The sequence below is a fragment of the Sulfurimonas sp. genome, assembly GCF_050296975.1.
In the GTDB taxonomy this organism is placed as follows: Bacteria; Campylobacterota; Campylobacteria; order Campylobacterales; family Sulfurimonadaceae; genus Sulfurimonas.
Map to the genome: position 1 here is coordinate 148,151 of NZ_JBNKRX010000031.1, position 17,796 is coordinate 165,946.

Annotated in this window: 15 protein-coding genes and 2 tRNA genes; 3 read left to right on the plus strand and 14 right to left on the minus strand. The window is 29.1% G+C overall.

Annotation, left to right across the window (positions count from 1 at the left end; genetic code table 11):
• Positions 1 to 40 precede the first annotated feature (40 nt).
• The 3 genes from ACQY56_RS09735 to groES all read right to left on the minus strand — a co-directional run bounded on the left by ACQY56_RS09735 (position 41) and on the right by groES (position 3,997).
• Positions 41 to 1,768, minus strand: coding sequence for a sensor domain-containing diguanylate cyclase (locus ACQY56_RS09735; RefSeq protein ID WP_428739820.1), 1,728 nt, complete (start codon positions 1,766 to 1,768; stop codon positions 41 to 43).
• A gap of 298 nt (positions 1,769 to 2,066) precedes the next feature.
• Positions 2,067 to 3,704, minus strand: coding sequence for a chaperonin GroEL (gene groL / locus ACQY56_RS09740; RefSeq protein ID WP_428739390.1), 1,638 nt, complete (start codon positions 3,702 to 3,704; stop codon positions 2,067 to 2,069).
• A gap of 32 nt (positions 3,705 to 3,736) precedes the next feature.
• Positions 3,737 to 3,997: a co-chaperone GroES gene (gene groES, locus ACQY56_RS09745; RefSeq protein ID WP_428739389.1), complete on the minus strand. Its 261-nt coding sequence runs from the start codon at positions 3,995 to 3,997 to the stop codon at positions 3,737 to 3,739.
• Positions 3,998 to 4,165: 168 nt separating this feature from the next.
• Here groES and ACQY56_RS09750 point away from each other — a divergent pair.
• Both ACQY56_RS09750 and ACQY56_RS09755 read left to right on the plus strand, forming a co-directional pair.
• Positions 4,166 to 4,242 (plus strand) — tRNA-Met (locus tag ACQY56_RS09750).
• 24 nt (positions 4,243 to 4,266) lie between these two features.
• Positions 4,267 to 4,341 (plus strand) — tRNA-Asn (locus ACQY56_RS09755).
• A 136-nt stretch (positions 4,342 to 4,477) separates the two neighbouring features.
• Here the strand turns inward: ACQY56_RS09755 and ACQY56_RS09760 are convergent.
• The 10 genes from ACQY56_RS09760 to ACQY56_RS09805 form a co-directional block, all read right to left on the minus strand.
• Positions 4,478 to 7,417, minus strand: a complete 2,940-nt coding sequence (locus ACQY56_RS09760) for a UvrD-helicase domain-containing protein (protein ID WP_428739388.1) — start codon at positions 7,415 to 7,417, stop codon at positions 4,478 to 4,480.
• A 277-nt stretch (positions 7,418 to 7,694) separates the two neighbouring features.
• Positions 7,695 to 8,525 carry a hypothetical protein gene (locus ACQY56_RS09765; RefSeq protein ID WP_428739387.1) on the minus strand — a complete coding sequence of 277 codons (831 nt, stop codon included), beginning with the start codon at positions 8,523 to 8,525 and terminating at the stop codon, positions 7,695 to 7,697.
• 9 nt (positions 8,526 to 8,534) lie between these two features.
• Entirely contained in the window at positions 8,535 to 10,298 is a 1,764-nt protein-coding gene (locus ACQY56_RS09770) for a type IV secretory system conjugative DNA transfer family protein (protein WP_428739386.1), read from the minus strand.
• Positions 10,299 to 10,312: 14 nt separating this feature from the next.
• A complete protein-coding gene (locus tag ACQY56_RS09775; RefSeq protein ID WP_428739385.1) occupies positions 10,313 to 10,771 on the minus strand; it encodes a hypothetical protein in 459 nt (152 codons plus the stop codon).
• A gap of 10 nt (positions 10,772 to 10,781) precedes the next feature.
• A complete protein-coding gene (locus tag ACQY56_RS09780) occupies positions 10,782 to 11,459 on the minus strand; it encodes a hypothetical protein (RefSeq protein ID WP_428739384.1) in 678 nt (225 codons plus the stop codon).
• On the minus strand, positions 11,446 to 11,793 hold the full coding sequence (locus ACQY56_RS09785; RefSeq protein WP_428739383.1) for a hypothetical protein: 348 nt from the start codon (positions 11,791 to 11,793) through the stop codon (positions 11,446 to 11,448). Before ACQY56_RS09785 ends, ACQY56_RS09780 begins: the two co-directional genes overlap by 14 nt.
• 8 nt (positions 11,794 to 11,801) lie before the next feature.
• A complete protein-coding gene (locus ACQY56_RS09790; RefSeq protein ID WP_428739382.1) occupies positions 11,802 to 12,341 on the minus strand; it encodes a hypothetical protein in 540 nt (179 codons plus the stop codon).
• On the minus strand, positions 12,325 to 12,732 hold the full coding sequence (locus ACQY56_RS09795; protein ID WP_428739381.1) for a hypothetical protein: 408 nt from the start codon (positions 12,730 to 12,732) through the stop codon (positions 12,325 to 12,327). The genes ACQY56_RS09790 and ACQY56_RS09795 overlap by 17 nt, the downstream gene beginning before the upstream one ends.
• A 10-nt stretch (positions 12,733 to 12,742) precedes the next feature.
• Complete coding sequence (locus ACQY56_RS09800; RefSeq protein WP_428739380.1) at positions 12,743 to 13,534, minus strand: hypothetical protein; 792 nt, start codon at positions 13,532 to 13,534, stop codon at positions 12,743 to 12,745.
• Complete coding sequence (locus tag ACQY56_RS09805; RefSeq protein WP_428739379.1) at positions 13,527 to 13,796, minus strand: hypothetical protein; 270 nt, start codon at positions 13,794 to 13,796, stop codon at positions 13,527 to 13,529. The genes ACQY56_RS09800 and ACQY56_RS09805 overlap by 8 nt, the downstream gene beginning before the upstream one ends.
• A 180-nt stretch (positions 13,797 to 13,976) precedes the next feature.
• On the opposite strand from ACQY56_RS09805, the gene ACQY56_RS09810 reads away from it, so the two are divergent.
• Positions 13,977 to 15,812 (plus strand): AAA family ATPase, encoded by a 1,836-nt coding sequence (locus tag ACQY56_RS09810; RefSeq protein WP_428739378.1) that lies wholly within the window; start codon positions 13,977 to 13,979, stop codon positions 15,810 to 15,812.
• Between the two features lie 49 nt (positions 15,813 to 15,861).
• Here ACQY56_RS09810 and ACQY56_RS09815 read toward each other — a convergent pair whose 3' ends face one another.
• Positions 15,862 to 16,245 (minus strand): hypothetical protein, encoded by a 384-nt coding sequence (locus ACQY56_RS09815; protein ID WP_428739377.1) that lies wholly within the window; start codon positions 16,243 to 16,245, stop codon positions 15,862 to 15,864.
• Positions 16,246 to 17,796: the final 1,551 nt, after the last annotated feature.

The following is a 17,796-nucleotide window of genomic DNA, read 5'->3' on the forward strand; positions in this document are numbered from 1 at the left end:
CAATTTTTTGTTATATTGTAGCATAACAATGGCTTAGAATTTAAAATGAAACTTGATTTTTTCCATTTTCTTTAGAATCATATAAGAGTTTATCAACACGTTTATAGAGTGAATCTTCTGTATCGTTTTGCTCTACCTCTGTAAGTCCAATACTTATAGTTATGGTATGTTCTGGGATAACCAATAGTTGTTTTTCAACGATATCTAAAAGATGGAGTGTGAGTTTTTTTGCTTTTTCAAGAGTTGTATTTTCAAGAAGTAAAATAAATTCTTCTCCACCCACTCTAAAGAAAAAATCATTTTTACGAATGTTATTTGATATAAGAGCTGTGAGTTCTTGAAGTACTGCATCTCCAGTTTTATGCCCATATTTATCGTTTATCAATTTAAAATCATCTATATCAAACATCGCTATACTAAAAACACTACCATATCTTTTATATCGATAGAGTAATTCAGATATTTTATCTCTGTAAGATTTTAGATTTCTTATTTTTGTAAGATGGTCAGTTCTTACCATCTTTTCTAACTCTTTTTTAGCAAGTTCCAACTCTTTTGTTCTTGTCTCAACTGCGCGTTTTAACTCTTTTTCATTTTTGTTTATTTCGATAAGTAACTCTTCTTGAATTCTTAGCTTTTCAAGGCTGATAGTTCTGTATTTATTGGCTAGTATAAGTGTAAAAAAGACGATCTCTATAAACGCACCAAATAAAAAGAGATGTCGATTTATCAGTGTATACTCTAAAAGACCATTAAAAGTCAGAATCATCATCCCCATCATGATAGAGTAGATAACTAATGCTATGAGATAGTACTCAACACCAATATAACCGTGCATATAGGCCCTGATAGTTGCATAAAATAGTAATATAAAAAAGATTATAGAGTAAAGATTGAAAAGAAAAGCAGTATAGGTGATGTCGTTAAAGATACAGATTGCAAAAAGTAAAAAGACAATTTTAGAGAGCTGAAAAAACTTATAAATATTTGGTTGATGCTCTTTGATATGTAAGAAGTTTTCAGAAAAGAAAATAAGGCTAATGAGAACAAAAGTACCAATGACATGTAACCCTTCATTCCATCCGTCAAAACCAAGTAAAAGGTAAAAACCACTGTGCATGGCACTAAAAAGAATAAACGTAAAAGTGTAGAACATATAGTAAAGATAGACGACCTCTTTTGTTAAATAATAGCTATAAAAATTGAGGATCAAAATACTAATCAAACTAAATGCAAAGATCATATAGATATTGATTAATTCAAAGTGAGATTCACTGAAATATGATTTTTGTGTACAAATTTCAAATTTTCCCATTTGTCCAGCGACAGTTTTCCCTTGAATGTAAAATGTTTGTTGTGAGTTAGTTGGCATTTCAAACTTGAAAACTGGATGTGTATGTTTGAAAGAACGTTGTGATAAAGGGATATCTAAACCATTGTATTGAACATCCCATTTCCCATCTTTGAGCTGATAAAAATTAAAAGATTTCCAAAGAATTTCACTAAAATCGAGGATAAAATTTTTTTTAGTAGAGTTGTTTTGGATAACTATTTTAAACCAAGTAGTCCCCGATAAATAGCCAAATGTGAAGTTGTTTTTTGTAGTTTTGAATTTTTTATTTTGAATATCTTGAAGTGTTAACTTGCTCGTTTCATCATAGTAGTACTTTATTGTGAAGTTTTTATAACACTCTGCGGAGTCTGTGAGAGTGATTTTTGCTGACAGTGAAACTGACAAAACTATTAACAACAAAAATAAAGTTCGCATAATAAAACATTATAACAGAAATTTAAAGAAAAGGTAGTGAAAGTTGGAAAAATAGGGGTTTGTATTGAAAATTATTTTAAAATGTTTTAAAAAATTTCCAATGGACTTCAATGATAAAAACGTGAAAAATTCACGTAGTGGGTTAGTCCTCGGCGGTTTTTCAGACATCGCCTGTGGTTCCGACGCTAAAAATGACACGCAGGTGTCATTAATGTCCTTCGCGGTTCTGTCTTTCAGACATAGAACCTTGATTCAAAAGCGATAAACGACAAGAAATTGTCGTTTATTTTTCGCTTTTTCACATCATACCTGGCATTCCCATTTGTGGAGGCATACCTCCTGCCATATCAGCTGCGCTTTCCTCTTTTGGAAGTTCGAAGATCGCAGCTTCAGTTGTAAGGAGTAATGAAGCAGCAGAAGTTGCATTTGTAAGTGCTACACGTTCAACTTTAAGTGGATCGATGATACCAGCTTCAAACATATCTACATATTCACCAGTTGCAGCATTGAAACCTAAGTTTTCATTATCTGCATTTTCAATGGTATTTACTACAACACCAGCATCATAACCAGCATTTAAAGCGATTTGTTTCATTGGAGCTTTGATAGCTCTTAGGATGATTTGTGCGCCGATTTGTTGGTCGCCTTCAAGTGCAATCTCTACTTTTGCAGCAGCGCGAACAAGTGCTGCTCCACCACCTATAACGATTCCCTCTTCAACAGCAGCTTTTGTAGCTGAGAGTGCATCATCAACTCTATCTTTTTTCTCTTTCATCTCAGTTTCAGTTGCAGCACCAACTTTGATAACTGCTACTCCACCAGCAAGTTTTGCAAGACGCTCTTGAAGTTTCTCTTTGTCGTATTCGCTTGTTGTATTGCCGATCAGTGTTCTTATCTCTGTTATTCTCGTTTGTACAGCTTCTTGTGCTCCTGCACCATTTACGATCACAGTATTGTCTTTATCGATCACTACACGAGAAGCTTGACCTAACATATCTATCGTAGTACCTTCAAGTGTATGTCCTGTTTCTTCAGAAACAACAGTACCAGCTGTAAGGATTGCGATATCTTGAAGCATAGCTTTTCTTCTATCTCCAAAACCTGGCGCTTTTACTGCCGAGATATTTAAAACACCACGAAGTTTGTTTACAACTAAAGTTGAAAGTGCTTCACCTTCTACATCTTCAGCGATGATAAGTAAAGGACGAGAAGTTTTTTGAACTTGCTCTAACACTGGTAGTAAATCTTTGAGTGAAGTGATCTTACTATCAACAAGTAAAATCCACGGGTTTTCGATCTCAGCTGTCATTTTTTCAGTGTTTGTGATGAAGTAAGGAGAGAGATAACCTCTGTCAAACTGCATACCCTCAACTACATCTAACTCATCTACTATCCCTTTAGCTTCTTCAACCGTGATAACACCATCTTGTCCAACTTTTTCCATAGCTTCTGCGATCATATCTCCGATCTCTTTGTCAGAGTTTGCTGAAATAGTTGCTACTTGAGCGATTTCATTTTTGTCTTTGATAGTTTTTGAGTTTTCTTTGAGTTTTTCTAAAATAGCTTCACATGCTTTGTCCATACCACGCTTAATCTCAACTGGGTTTGCTCCAGCAGTGACGTTTCTAAGCCCCTCTTTAAAGATAGAGTTTGCTAAAACAGTAGCAGTAGTAGTACCATCACCAGCTTCATCAGCAGTGTTACTTGCTACCTCTTTTACAAGTTGTGCACCCATATCTTCTAACTTGTCAGCTAGTTCAATCTCACGTGCTACAGAAACACCATCTTTTGTAATTACTGGGCTTCCGTAAGATTTTTGGATCAAAACATTACGTCCACGTGGACCCATAGTTACTTTTACTGCATCTGTAAGTTTTTCAACACCACGAGCTAAAGCATTACGTGCATTGTCTGAAAAAATTATCTCTTTTGACATTTTCTCTCCTTTTTTAGTCTAGTTTTTAAAAATTATGAAATTACACCAAGAACATCTTTGAGCTCTAGTACAGTATAATCCTGCCCATCAAGAGCTAATGGTGTTCCTGCAAATTTTGCAGATACAACGATATTTCCAACACTCACGTCTTTTACTTCACTACCAACAGCGACAACTTCCGCACGATTTGGTTTCTCTTTTGCATTGTCTGGGATGATAATGCCGCTTGCAGTTGTGTTTGACTCTTCCACACTTTTAACAAGTATTCGCTCACCTAATGGTTTAAAATTCATGTATCCTCCTAAATCATTTTTTAGTATATATTTATGTGCGCAATGGTACAAAAAAAAAGATAATTAGTTGATTAAAAGAGGAAAATAGTTTTGAAAAATTTGAAAAAAGGTTACTTTTATAAAACTCTAAGATGAGCTTGTATATAATTCCAGCCTCTTTAAGAGAATGTCAAGGTAGCTCAGCTGGTTAGAGCGCTGGTCTCATAAGCCGGAGGTCGAGAGTTCAAGTCTCTCTCTTGACACCATTTTTCTTAAAACTTTTTATAGATTCCGGATTAGCTCAGCGGTAGAGTAGGTGACTGTTAATCACTTGGTCACTGGTTCGAATCCAGTATCCGGAGCCACTTCAAACCCCCATAAAACACGAACTTTAAAACACTTTTTTCTTTAAATTTAAGTTTTCAAAAAACAAGATAAGTCCTTGTATAGTCCGTAAGAAAATATATTATTTGATACGATTTGAAATAGATTATAAAGTATTTAATTTTTTTTAGACTCCGTATATCTACAATCATTGTAGGGAAAGTTCGAACAACCCCAAAAATTCCCTTTATCTATCAGATGCCAATCTTTACAGTGTGGACAAAGCTTTATAGTACCATCACAATTTCCATCCTGACAAGTAGCAATATTATAATGATAAGTTTTAATCATATTTTCCTTTCCACATTTTGGGCAGTTAGGTAATTTACTTTCTGTATAATTACAAAACTTAATGTCTACACATTGTCTAAAATTGCCCTTATCAATTAAATATTCATCATTACATTTCGGACATATTGGATTACTACTCATTTGATTCTCATTTAAATTTTTAACAATTTCTTTGTTATCTTCTATTATCTCTTTTATAAAAGGAGATGCTTTATAAGGTTGTGCAACTAAGATAATGTCTTTTTTTACTCTAGTAAGTGCGACATAAAATAACCTTCTTTCTTCTGCATAAGGAAATTTTTCATCATCCATAATAATTGAATCTATAATAGGGTCATTTTCTAATTCAGATGGGAATCCATATTTCCCTTTATCCATACCTAAAACAACAACATAATCTTTCCCTAAACCTTTGGAAGAATGAACAGTTTTAAAGGATATATCTATACCTGGATAACATTTTTTGATTTCATTTAAGGATTCTCTTTTCATTAAAAAAGAATATCTACCTAAAAAAAGTATCTCTTCTAAGTCTGGGTCAATATTCAATAAATGTTTGATGATATCTTTGATATATTCAATGGAATCTTTTTCAAAATTATTATGCCAATATATGTAAAGGTCTGATTTTTTGTGTGCTAATGTATTGATTGTTTTAGAAATTTGTCCTTCTTCATTTTTCATAATAAACTGTTTCGAAATATCTGCTATATTACTTCCAAATCTAAAGGTTTCTTGCAAGTCAACTCTTTTTGCACTTAAGAAGCTCTGTGAAAAATTTTTAATAATCATAACATCACTACCTGCAAATTTATTGATTGCTTGCCAATCATCTCCTACTACTTTTAAACATGAGTTTTGTTTTAGTTTAGTAAGCTCTTTAATCAGTTCATTTCGCAAAATTGATATATCTTGAAATTCATCAACAAAAATATATTTATACTGGGATAATTTTTCATTTTTTAGCAAATCAATAGCTTTTTTAATCATATCGTTATAATCAATACAATTGCTTTTGTGCGCTTCGTAGGCATTATTAATAATATAAAATAATTTTACAAATGTTTTTATTCTACGATTATGATTTGTTTCTAAAATTTGTTCAATTGAATGGTTTCCATTTATAAAGTGTCCTTGATAAATTATTATTAAATCTGTAAATACATCTAATACAGCTTTATCTTCAATAAGTGTTTTCAATGCTAAATTAAAATCAATATCTTTTTTTTCTACATTATACTTATCTAATTTAGACTCTAGTGAGGATAATAATACCCCATCCATATTTTCATAACTATAAGTTTCAACAAGTATAGTCCCCTTTTTTTGATGTATATTACGTTTCCATTCAATACCTTTTAAATATTCATCTTTCTCAACGAAACTAGCAGTATTCCCATTTTTATCTATTCCAAAGTGTTCTATGTAAATTTTATATTCTGGTAAATAAAAGTCTGGATGGTATTGTGCTTTATCTTTTGTAGCAGTGTTATATTCATAACTTTCTTCATATTTATATTCTATATTTTTTAAATATAAATGGTTGGCAATCATCAGTTCTTCATAACTTTTTACATAATCTCCCTTTAGTGTTATGAGGTTTTTTGTTTTTAAATAATTGTAATATTCTTTTTGTGTTTTGAAAGAGAATATACTTTTGTATGGTTTAAAGTCTTCAATAAAATATGTTGTAAACATTGATAAAAAGTTTTGATTGTTTTTTAGTTCGTTTTGAATTAAGTCTCTAAAAAATATTTGTGTCTTTTCTTTAGTATTTTTGCCTTGTAACCAGTCACAAAGTAATTGCTTTTTATCTAGTATATCGGTAATAATAAATTTTCCAAATGAATGAAATGTGCGTGAATTGACATTACTTCGATCTAATCTACTTTCAATTTCGTTTGCTGCATCTTTATTAAATGCTAAGAGTAGAATTTCTTCTTCCTTAGCTAAGTTTGCTTCCAACAAATATTGAACATTGGCTACTAAAACACTTGTTTTACCAGAACCTGCTCCAGCTAAAACTAAATTAGCATTGTCATTTGTCACAATAGCTCTTCTTTGAGATTCTGTCAAAGGCATTTCTTCAACATTATCAAAAAAATCAGAATAAGCTATTAATTCATTTTGGATAAAAATCTCATTGACTTTATTTTGCCACTTTTGATAAGAATTGAAAATTTCTATTATATGAATGAATTCATTATCAGTTTGAAAAAACTCAAAAAAAAGTTCTTTTTTATCAACTAAATGAATAATGTCGTTATACATGATTTTAACGTCATATGTTGTTACATATTTTTTCATTATATTATTGATTTTTTTATTTATCGTTCTTAATTCATGAACAAAAACTTTTGCTTCTTTTTTGATTAACTCTAACAGCTCTTTTTTTTCGATATCAATTTCATTTTTAACAGATTGTAAAAGATTTAATTTTTGAGTTTTTAAGTTCTTTTCTTTTTCTACAATTGAAAGTTCTTTGTCTATAGCTTGAGCTTGTAGTTCTAAATCATGTAATTTATGTTTAAGTTTTTTTTCTTCTTCAGTAAATGCTGTAATTTTTTTTTGAAAAAATAACTTAATTATAAATTTGAAAATCATCCATGAATTTATTTTATCTATTAGTTGATTTTTACTATTTCGAACATCTGTATATTGATTAGAATACATAAGCTGTAATTGATTGATTTTAGCTTTTTCTTTTCTCTTTTTAGGGAAATCATTATCAATTACATTATCTAACTTTTTAATATTATCATCCATCTCGATAATACTTGAATTATTGGTTTTGAATTTAAATTCTATTTTTCGATAGTTTTCGATAAGTGCGTTGATTGGTATAGTCCTTTTATATTTTATATAATAAATATGTAGTTTTTTTAGTAATATATAAAGTATAACATAATGTATAATATAAAATTAGTAAGACTAACACTCAAAACCTCTAAAACACTGGGAAAACTCACAGAAGTAACTCCTTATAATATATATTTTCAATATATATTCTTAAAACATTTACTGTTCCCTATTAGAGAAAAAATTACAAAAAAATAGTAAGTTCGTTATTGAACTTTAGCCACTCAGTAGCAAAGTTATCTTTTATTTCATTGATAGTTTTAAATAGAAAGAGATTGAGATATTTTTGTAATCCCTCTGTTGAGTTCATCTTTTTCATAACTGAGTTCATACAAGCCTCTTGTTCAAATATAAACACTACTCTATTATTTTTACTATGCTTGTATTTTGTTTTTGGGGAACCTAAGTTAATGGCTTTAATGTGTTGCAGACATTGAGCAAAGGCTTTGTTTGAATTATCTCCGTTATGGATTTCTATAAGGTATAGATACTCTTTATCATCAACTTGAAATTTAGTGACAATATCAGGAATCATATATTTATCATCGTCTAAATCTATCCTGTTTAAAGCTCTTGAATATTGTTCTTTGTTTTTAGTTATTTTACTAAAGTAATAATCTAAAAATATGATGTTTGCATTTTCTAGTGATTGTAAGTATAAATCCATAGAAACATGAGTTTGAAGATTAGCTACTCTATGAAAGTAATCCGTGCTAACAAAAGTTTTTTGTGATGGAATATTTATATCCTCTTCTTTAAAACCATTATCAAGTAAAATCTCTTTAGCATATTGTGAAAGATAAATTAATGAATGCAACTGACCTCGTGTTGGATGAACACCAAAGCTTTGAGTGATTATAAGAGGTTTTGAGCGTTCTTTTAATCCTTTTAAACTTCTATAGATGGAGATAGGATTTTTAAATATTTTTAATGTATCTATAAGTGGAACTGTTAAAAATGTATACCTTGCTAAAGCTTCAAGAATTTTCATCTGAGAGTTTGTAATCATTGACATAAAAAACTCCTAATAATCTAAAAGAGTATTATCGTTATTTTGGAGTTCAGATAATAGCTCTTGTGTAGATTCTTTGGAGTATGGTTTTTTATATTCAATTGATTCAAATTCAACTTCGGCATACTCAATATTTGATAAATTGATTTTACGATAATAGTTTTTGATTTGTTCTTTGATTATTTTATTAAACTCATAATCACTATGATATAGCTGTTTGTCAAAGAGTCTATCTGATACTCTGAACTTAAAAGCTTTATTGTTTCCTATCTTTATAAAAAACTCGCCTTTAAGTTTTAAAGTTTCTAAATCATCAATTGAAACACCCATCTCATGACTCATTATGGAGTGGTTTTTATATGAATTTATACCAACAAATTTTATGGCAGTATTTGATAAAACAGACGATAAAATTTTGTGAGGTAGTTGGGAGTTGTTCTGAATAGCAAGTAAAAGATAAAGATGAAATTTTCTAGCCTGTTCAAGAATTATTTCTATACTATCGCCAATAAACATTTTTGCTTCATCTATGAATAAATGACAAGGAACTCTATCTTGTTTTTTAATTTTTCCCCTTTGAAAAGCATAAGCAACTATTTGAGCGATTAAAAATCTACCTATTGGTTCAATTGTTTCAATCATATCAATTGTGTTTAACTTAACAACAATCACTTTACCTTTGGTGTTTATCATCTCTTCTAAATCGATGGTACTTTTGCCTGTTAAGAGGTTACTAAAAATACTATCTTGGAGTAAAATATTTAATTTACTGGCAATTGAAAACTTTGTACTTGAATATCTGCTTTGTGAAAATTGTGTTTGAAAGAATAATCTATGACTAGGGATTAGAGCATTATTTTTTCCAAACTCTATTAGCTCTTTATTCTGCTCATCATTTAAAAAGCGAAGCATATCGTAAAAACTTGTATTTGGAATTTGTAGTAATACTGAAATTATTGGTGTTATGAGCGTATGCATATTATTTGTAAACTCTGAGCCAACTATTTGTTTGAAAGTATTAACAATTAAAGAAGTGTATTTACTAATACTATCAGGGTTAATATCCTGCACATCAAATATATTGATTGTTGGGGAATATTCAGAATTAGCTAAAGGGTCTAAATATACAAGGTTTTCTTTTGGAGTAAGTTTTGCAATTTCTTGAGATAAATCTCCATGAGGTTCAAAGATTACTAAACTACTTTCCCCTTTATCAATAATATTTTTTGCTAACTCTAAAATCAGAGTAGATTTACCTGTATCAGTTTTTGAAACGATAAAGCTATGCGTATGTATATCGTGACTGCTCAATAATACTGGAACCGTACTTGAGATAAGCTCTTTTAATGCTTCTGGAGCGAATCTACTTCTAACAAATTGACCATAAAGCTCTTTAGAAGCTTTATATCCAGCAATTAAAGACTCTCTGTCTTGGTCGTTATTTGCCCAAAAACTTAATTCTGATAAATTTTCATTTCTGTAATTATTTTTATTTTGAAACATCATATTAAAATCTGAATATCTAGGAAAAAAACGTTTCTTAATCGTATTTATTACATCCCTTTTAAAAGCATAATCAAATAGCTCTTTAGAAGTTTCAAACTCTTTTTCAGTAGTTTGTAAAATGTAATTAATATGATTGTAATATCTCTCTGCAATTTCAATAAGCATATCATCATTATCTGCTATCGTAACTTTTCCTATTGAAAAACTACTTTCATCTGTATTTAGATGAAGATAGTTTTTTGCAAGTGCTAATGTATTGTTTTCAATCATTGTAACTCCTTCAACTATTTAAAATTTAACTTTTTAGAGAGATTTTCTAAAAAGTGATTTTGTTGTTTGGCTCTTAAAGCTTCTGTTTCAAGCTTTTTATTCTCGCGTTTTACTTTATCTTCTTCTCTTTCTATAAATTCGTTTCTCTCTACACACGATTGATATTTCCTATAAGTACGTTGTTTGAAATATTTGATTACCTCAAAAGTATATTTGAACAAGTCTACTTGAAGAAAAAATACACTTATTGCAAAATAAAAGAATGGATTGTAGAGGATAGAATCAGATTGTAATATTTCATAAAGATGTAACATGGCATAGAAAACCCAAAACAACATAAAGCCTCGCTTCTTTATATTACTAGTGAGCTTATATGCCAACCATATAAAAAAGCCATTAAATAGTAATCTTTCAGGACTAAAAGAATTTATTTCAAGACTTATAACTGAAATAATATGATTTATATCTAACATAACATTCTCCTTAGTACGCAAAAAGTATGCTTGATAAAAACATACCAAAGATAAATACTCCAAAGGCAATAAATAGCTTTGTTCTAGTTGTATTTAAATAAAAATTTTTATAACTTTTAAAACTGATTGCAATGATATAGCTTATAGCTATTACCAGAGGAAAATCTTGTAAAACAAGGTCTATATAAAGAGTCATCATAGATTCTCCAAAGAGCATCTGAGCAATTGATATAAATACAAAATTCTCAAGGAGTTCAGTATTTTCAGATGCCAGTCTTACAAGAAGAAAAATAAAAAAAAGTGTAGCACTAAGCTTTGCTAAGAAAATTTGTAGAATACTGAGTGATATAGCCTTCATTTCATCCCTTGCTATTTCTACAGTTTGAATTTGCTTTTTAAGCTGAATATATTTATCAGCTACAGCATTTTCATTTCCTAAAAAGCTTATTACTACAGGTGTATGACATTCCTTTATGCGAGAAAGGATATTGTTTTTTTCTTCATCTAGAAAAGCAATTTTTTTATGAATCATCTCTTGCTCTTTCTCTTTCAGCTTTTGAACTTGTTTTTCATGCTCAATTTTATCTTTGAGTTTTTGTTCTTCAAGCTGTTGTTTTCTCTGCTCATGCTCGGCATTTTGTTGTATGAGGTTTTCTCTTAAAATATTGATAGAACTAAACGGTCTCATGGTTACTCTCCTTTAAAGAATATATCTTTGAATCTATAGTGTTAAGTGATTGTTGTAAATCACTTGCTTCTTTAGTGAATTCAATTGAAAAGGTGTTGTGTGACTTTAAAGAATCCATTTCATTTGTCAGTAAATCTAGCTCTTCATCCAAAATTTGAAGTTGTATATTCTTAGCTATCTCCATAGCTATAATTGTGCTAATACAAATCATAGAAAGGACTGTAAATAGGAAGAACAATAGTCCAGCTAAGTCAGACAAAGTTTCCATAGCTTTATCTGACATGCTTAATCCAGCTACTAGAAGTAGCCCTATAAAAATAGATAGATATTTCATAGCTACTCCTAAAAAGTATATTTATCTAGCTCTACAGTCTTTTGAATAGCCTGATAGCCCAATTCTTGTTTTACAGAATCGCTACATGTATCTAAAGCTTTATTAACATCACTGATAATAAAACTTCTATCTGCGATGAGATTAAAAGTTTTTGGAATTTCAGAGTTATCACTGATAAAGACAGCACAAATTTTCACACCTTGTTGTTTTAATCTATTTGCCACTTTAATAGATTCTTCTTCATCATTTGGAAGCCCATCCGTGACAATAGTTAAAAAATTTATATTTTCAGTTTGAACTTTATTAAGGGCTAAACTGAGAGCGGTATCTCCATTAAAGTTTAATTCTCTCTCATGCTTCACAAAGTATGGAGAAGAATTGAAAGCTAAAACCTTTATCGATTTTTTTAAGTATTGATTTACGACAGCTCTGACCTCTTTTTGCTTGTTAGCTAAAGAACCACTTGTGTCAACAATTAACATATCATCTGCAAGTGAAGCACTAGCAGTAAAAGCTAGTGCTACAAAAATTTTAGTTATCTTTTCCATTATTTTCTCCTTTTTTTTCAATTAGAATTTTCATCTTGATGTCCAGTTTTTCAATCAGTGTTGAAATTTCCGAAATTGCCGTAATGAGCATATTCTCAAACTCTTTATCTTCATCACTCAGTTCAATAACTTGTGTCTTTTGAAGTTTGAGATTAAACTCTTTTTGCATCATCTTCAAATCTTGTAAATACAGCTTATTCTCTAATTTTTTGGCACTAAGTTGTTGATGAATAGCTTTAAAAAACTCATTTGAAAAGAGAGTAACTAGAGTTGGATACTTTTTTTGAGTGTCAGCAATTGAATCATCTATCTTAAGTAGTGAGACTTCATTCGCGTAGACAGCCATATTCAGTAATCTTTGTAAGAGTTGGGTATTTAGATTTACAGACATATCACACCCCTTAATACACTGTTTTGATAGTGATAGGAGTGTTAGATACTAACTTACTTCTATAAAATTTAATAACACTTTGTTCTGCTTGAAGCTGTTGTGCAGTGGAAGCACCTTTAATATCTAATCCTGAATTGGCGTAGATGAACAATTCTATTTTTTCATTGAGCTTGATTTTTTCCATAGTAGCTCTTTGGGCTTTTTCAGTCATGCTATCACGAAGATTGCTAAATACCACAATGCCAACTTTTGTATAATCGCTATATGACTGTTCGACAATTTGGTTGATAAAATGAAAGGTGTTGATTACATCTTTAGCTTTATCGCTATTGTCTTCTTTTAATTTCACGAGGATTTCATCAACAATGGCTTGTGATTCTCTGTAAAGTTTAGCTGTTCTTGAGGATTCTATTTTCCCAATTAATGAAACCTGTTCATTAAAGCTAAAATGAGTAATTGATGTACTTCTCATCTTCCTCAAATTTGGTTTAGACATTAGTTGCTTGTACATTTCAATATTTTTTAATCCTAATTGAGGATTACTCTTGAGGTTATTAAGTCCAGCATTATCCCAGAAAACTAAAAGTGCATATTTTCCTGAGAAGCGTTTTGAATCTTTTAGGATTAACTCATTTGCATGTAAACTAGCACTTAGTAATAGTGCGAATAAGATTGTTGGAATCTTTTTCATGATTTTCCTTTTTGTTTTGTTGAATTGAGTATGTAGCAATTCAAGTTTTTGATTAACTTGTTGAAGTGTTTGTGAAAGGTCCACTTGATTCATATTCTCAGGCTTATTCATTGTATAAGCCTTGAGAGTTCGTAGTATGAATGGTGTTTTTAATTATCCAGTCAACAACGGAAGTTATTGGATAAATAATTGAACCATTAATACTCAAATATGAAGGACCAATAGAGTCATATCTATACCTATCTAGTGTTTGAATACTCTTATTTAAGATAATCGCTGTTTGATGACGACTTAGCATATGAGTTTTATAAACATTAAGTATAGAGTTTGTTAAGATTTCTCTGTCTGTGAGTTGCTTAAAGTTTGTATTCATGATAAATGCCTTTTTTTAAAATCGATATAAAATTGTGACATTTAACAAGGTTTGGACTAGCTGAGTTCTCTATGAGTATAGGATTGTGTTTGCTATACAAATAAAGAGTGAAGTTCGTAAATCTAGGGATTTAATGAAACTGAGTTTTTTATGAATAGATTATTTTGCTATTATTAGTTTATGGATACTTATAGTGATTATGACAAGATTGGTTCTCTTATAAGCAAAGGATATTTTACATCTAGAGCAAATGCAGTTAAAAGAATTAAAGTGAGATGTATTGAAAATATAATTTTCAGTTTAGATTTAGATATAAGATTCAATAATATATTTTTAAAGTTAAATCCAAATTTTCCTAATGCTACTCTCGAAGAAGATATACAAGATTGGAAAGATAGTTCAATATTCAAAAATACTACTTTTGATACAGCTTGGGATAGAATGTATGAATATGGACATATTGATAAGTTTGTTCATGAAAAATATGAATCTATTTACAAGAGGTTAAAAAAGTTTTTGGACTTTACTTTAACTGATAATAAAAAAGCTATCAGAACAAATAATTTTATTTACACACCAGACGTAATGTCACATATAAAATTGATTAAACAAGGCATCATTGATTTAACAAAAATCAATGATGAGGCTTTTGATGCTACAACAAAAGAAAGGTTTGAATATTTATTAACAAATAAGAAAAAACGTGAAGTTCCAAATGAATATGAACCATTAAGATTAATTAATAGATTGAACCTATATAAACACTCTTCTAAACATATGGGAATAAAAGACTTTGAAAGATGGGAACGTCCCTGTATAAGAAATATTAATTTATTAGATAAAGAAACACTTTCTAAAGCATTTTTTATCGAAGGAATAAGTGGTTCTGGAAAAACAACATTGGCACATCGTATTTCTTATTCAATTAGTAGAGACAATAGTTTTTACATAGATTTATCTGATGAAAAAAACATCATATTGCTCAAAAATTTAGAAACATGTTATCAATTTATGAATATAGTCCAAGAGTCTAAAGGTACAATTATTTTAGATAATATCAATTCATCTGAAGACTCCATATCCATCTCTAAGAATATGTTTTTTGAGGCAAATGAAAACAATTTACTAATAATTTATATATTTAAAGCTAATGTATACACTTATCTCAAAGATTTTTTTTCTTATTGTGAATTTGATTCTATATCCTTAAATATATTGCATTTACAATTTTTCCCTTTTAATCATTTCACATACGATAGAAAAATGATGATAAAAAGTTTTTTTCAATATTATCTATCTAAAAATAAAATTAATCATATGCCACGTAATCAACAAATCACAAAAATAGAAGAAGAATTTGGAGTACAACTAGAGTATTTAAAATATGCATTTGAGAAAAATTATCAGATTGAAAGTTTAAGTATAGAAAATGCGAAAGAACTAATATTAAAAAAATATAAAGTTTTTTTTAACTCAGAATACTTACAAGAATTTAAATTTTTATTTATATTAGAAACAATATTAGATAATAGCTTCTTTGTCTCGGAAGACTATGTGGAAGATATGACAGAAGAATTTATTTTTTTAGAAGAATTAGTTGATCAAGATATTATTTATAAAGTTGAATTTGATACATACTGTACATTTCATTTTCCAAGTAAATCTATTGCTAAATTTATTATGAAATACATTTTTCAGAACCTACATCAAAATAAAAGAGTATTTATCAAAAAAATTATAGAGTATATTAAATATCGTAAAATTGCAAATATAAAAAGTATGTATTTAATCTATATATACCTTCAGGCAGATTTCTATTCATATAAAGATGCAACTATATTAGCTGAAGAAATTACTGAAAAGTATGATAATGTTGAATATATTAAAAAATTAGTGGACCTCTGCGTTCATCATGCGAATACAACAAGCTGTTATACGACTTTTTTAGATGCTTATGACCGTAGTGTGGAAAGAAGTAATAGGGCAACTTTAATTTATCAAAAAAAATTAAAATAGTTTTTTATTCGCATTATATAAAGATTCTCTTTAAAAATAAACCACTAGCTTAGCTAATGGTTTTATTTAGATATTGATAGAAAGACTCTATAAAGTCAGAGCTTTCTACATCAATATTGTATTTTTTAAATACTCTCATATAATGGGGATTTTGATAATTCCAATCTATACTTTTAGTAGGTATTTCAAGAATCCACATTATATCTTTTTCACTTTTTAAAGATACTGCATTATTTAATATCGAAGTGACAATTGCATCAACTCTAGTTCTTGATAAATATACTTCTGTTCCTTTTTCAAAAACATCAACATCATAACCAACTTTACAGCCAATACAATCATCGAGGGCAACATCTTCATTCAAGTAACCTTTTGCTGGTTCAAGTAATTTTCTAGAAATTAACTCTTGAAAGGCTCGTTGTTTATCAGTCATAATTGTCGAATACCTCATAACTTATCCTTTGTTTTTGTTTTGTGTGGAAAATATAAGTAAAAATTATAAAATGTCAAGGATTTTTTTAGAAGTCTTAGTAATGATTAGTATCCATACATAGTTAATTTGTTTTATCAGGGTTGCATATTATTTTTTATACTTATCTCAATAGAAACCAATTGTCTACTATATTCACTTTTTTGTTTTTGTTTACCTCATATGACTAAAAAAAGCCAAATGATTTTCTAAAGGATAATGAGAAGTTTCACATTAACCTTGTAAACTTTTTTAAAAATATTTCTAGATTTTTTCTTGTAAATTAATGCTAATTTAATATAATTTTTTTATACTTCGCAATTTTTCTGCATCGCAAAAAAATTGACAACTACAACCTTGTATTTTTCGCTATTCTAAGCAAAAAACAAGGTTATTTTTTTTGACAAAATGAAATTAAAATGATGTAATAATTATGTCGCGACACATATTTATTTTATTAATCTTTTATACATATGACACTATTTGAATCATTACTTGAGATAAAAACTGGAAAAAAAGAACTACTTTTAAAAGCAGTTTTTATCCCTAGTGCTACCAGCAATAAAGAATGAGACTATTATATATATTATTACGACCCACCTAAACATACCTTTTACATCAATGGTTTAGACTATGGTTCAACAAATAAAAAAACAACAACTTTAGAATTTATTGAAAGAATCATAGAAAAAGCATTTAAACAGGAAATGAACTCCTATGTAGATGTGTTAAAAAAAATACAAATCACTAAAAAACCTAAAGTTATTTGCTTTTATAAAGATATAGAAACAAATCTTCTAATAATTGACCAGATACCTTTTAAAGTAAGTAGATGACCTCATGAAGAGATTATCCATTTCAAGAAAAAGCACCTATCTAGTTCTTAGTGTTATCCCTTATCCTATAAAATTTTTTAACATAAAATACATATTTATGAATATTAAAGAGTATCAGAAGCAATATAAACAACGTTATAAACACAAGAATAAGATTATTACCTTTCCCTTAGATAATAACGTATATGAAGATTTAACTAAAAGAGCTAACTATTTTAATCTAACAACAAATGCTTTTGCAAAAAAACTCCTTATTGAGTTATTGCAGAAGGCTTCCTATCAAATCTCGTTTAAGAAATAAAAAGTATCTCCATATCTCTAATTCTATTGCAAACGACATTAATAATATAGCTCGTAAAGTCAAGTCAAATGAATAAATTGATACTGCATCACTAATACAAGTATTTCTAGAGTATAAGCAAGAGCTGAAAAAGTATAAATATTTATAAGAGTCACTATATTTTTATAATCTAAGCTATAAATTTATGAATAAAGAGACCTTAACTGAACTTACAACAAATGTATTAGATGCATGATATGGAATGTCCCCAATAAACTAGACAATAAATAATCCAGTAATTTAGATAAAATAATACAGAAGTATTATGAGGATAAATAGGATTAAAAATTGGCAAGAAGAGTATATAGCGAAGAGTTTCGAGTAGAGGCAGTAAAACAA

Bases quoted from the DNA above. Each gene is read 5' to 3' on its own strand.
- groL (WP_428739390.1), bottom strand. From the start codon at position 3,704: ATGTCAAAAGAGATAATTTTTTCAGACAATGCACGTAATGCTTTAGCT.
- ACQY56_RS09765 (WP_428739387.1), bottom strand. From the start codon at position 8,525: ATGTCAATGATTACAAACTCTCAGATGAAAATTCTTGAAGCTTTAGCA.
- ACQY56_RS09800 (WP_428739380.1), bottom strand. From the start codon at position 13,534: ATGAATAAGCCTGAGAATATGAATCAAGTGGACCTTTCACAAACACTT.
- ACQY56_RS09815 (WP_428739377.1), bottom strand. From the start codon at position 16,245: ATGACTGATAAACAACGAGCCTTTCAAGAGTTAATTTCTAGAAAATTA.
- ACQY56_RS09735 (WP_428739820.1), bottom strand. From the start codon at position 1,768: ATGCGAACTTTATTTTTGTTGTTAATAGTTTTGTCAGTTTCACTGTCA.
- ACQY56_RS09770 (WP_428739386.1), bottom strand. From the start codon at position 10,298: ATGATTGAAAACAATACATTAGCACTTGCAAAAAACTATCTTCATCTA.
- ACQY56_RS09810 (WP_428739378.1), top strand. From the start codon at position 13,977: ATGGATACTTATAGTGATTATGACAAGATTGGTTCTCTTATAAGCAAA.
- ACQY56_RS09760 (WP_428739388.1), bottom strand. From the start codon at position 7,417: ATGGATGATAATATTAAAAAGTTAGATAATGTAATTGATAATGATTTC.
- ACQY56_RS09790 (WP_428739382.1), bottom strand. From the start codon at position 12,341: ATGGAAAAGATAACTAAAATTTTTGTAGCACTAGCTTTTACTGCTAGT.
- ACQY56_RS09785 (WP_428739383.1), bottom strand. From the start codon at position 11,793: ATGAAATATCTATCTATTTTTATAGGGCTACTTCTAGTAGCTGGATTA.
- ACQY56_RS09775 (WP_428739385.1), bottom strand. From the start codon at position 10,771: ATGTTAGATATAAATCATATTATTTCAGTTATAAGTCTTGAAATAAAT.
- ACQY56_RS09805 (WP_428739379.1), bottom strand. From the start codon at position 13,796: ATGAATACAAACTTTAAGCAACTCACAGACAGAGAAATCTTAACAAAC.
- ACQY56_RS09795 (WP_428739381.1), bottom strand. From the start codon at position 12,732: ATGTCTGTAAATCTAAATACCCAACTCTTACAAAGATTACTGAATATG.
- groES (WP_428739389.1), bottom strand. From the start codon at position 3,997: ATGAATTTTAAACCATTAGGTGAGCGAATACTTGTTAAAAGTGTGGAA.
- ACQY56_RS09780 (WP_428739384.1), bottom strand. From the start codon at position 11,459: ATGAGACCGTTTAGTTCTATCAATATTTTAAGAGAAAACCTCATACAA.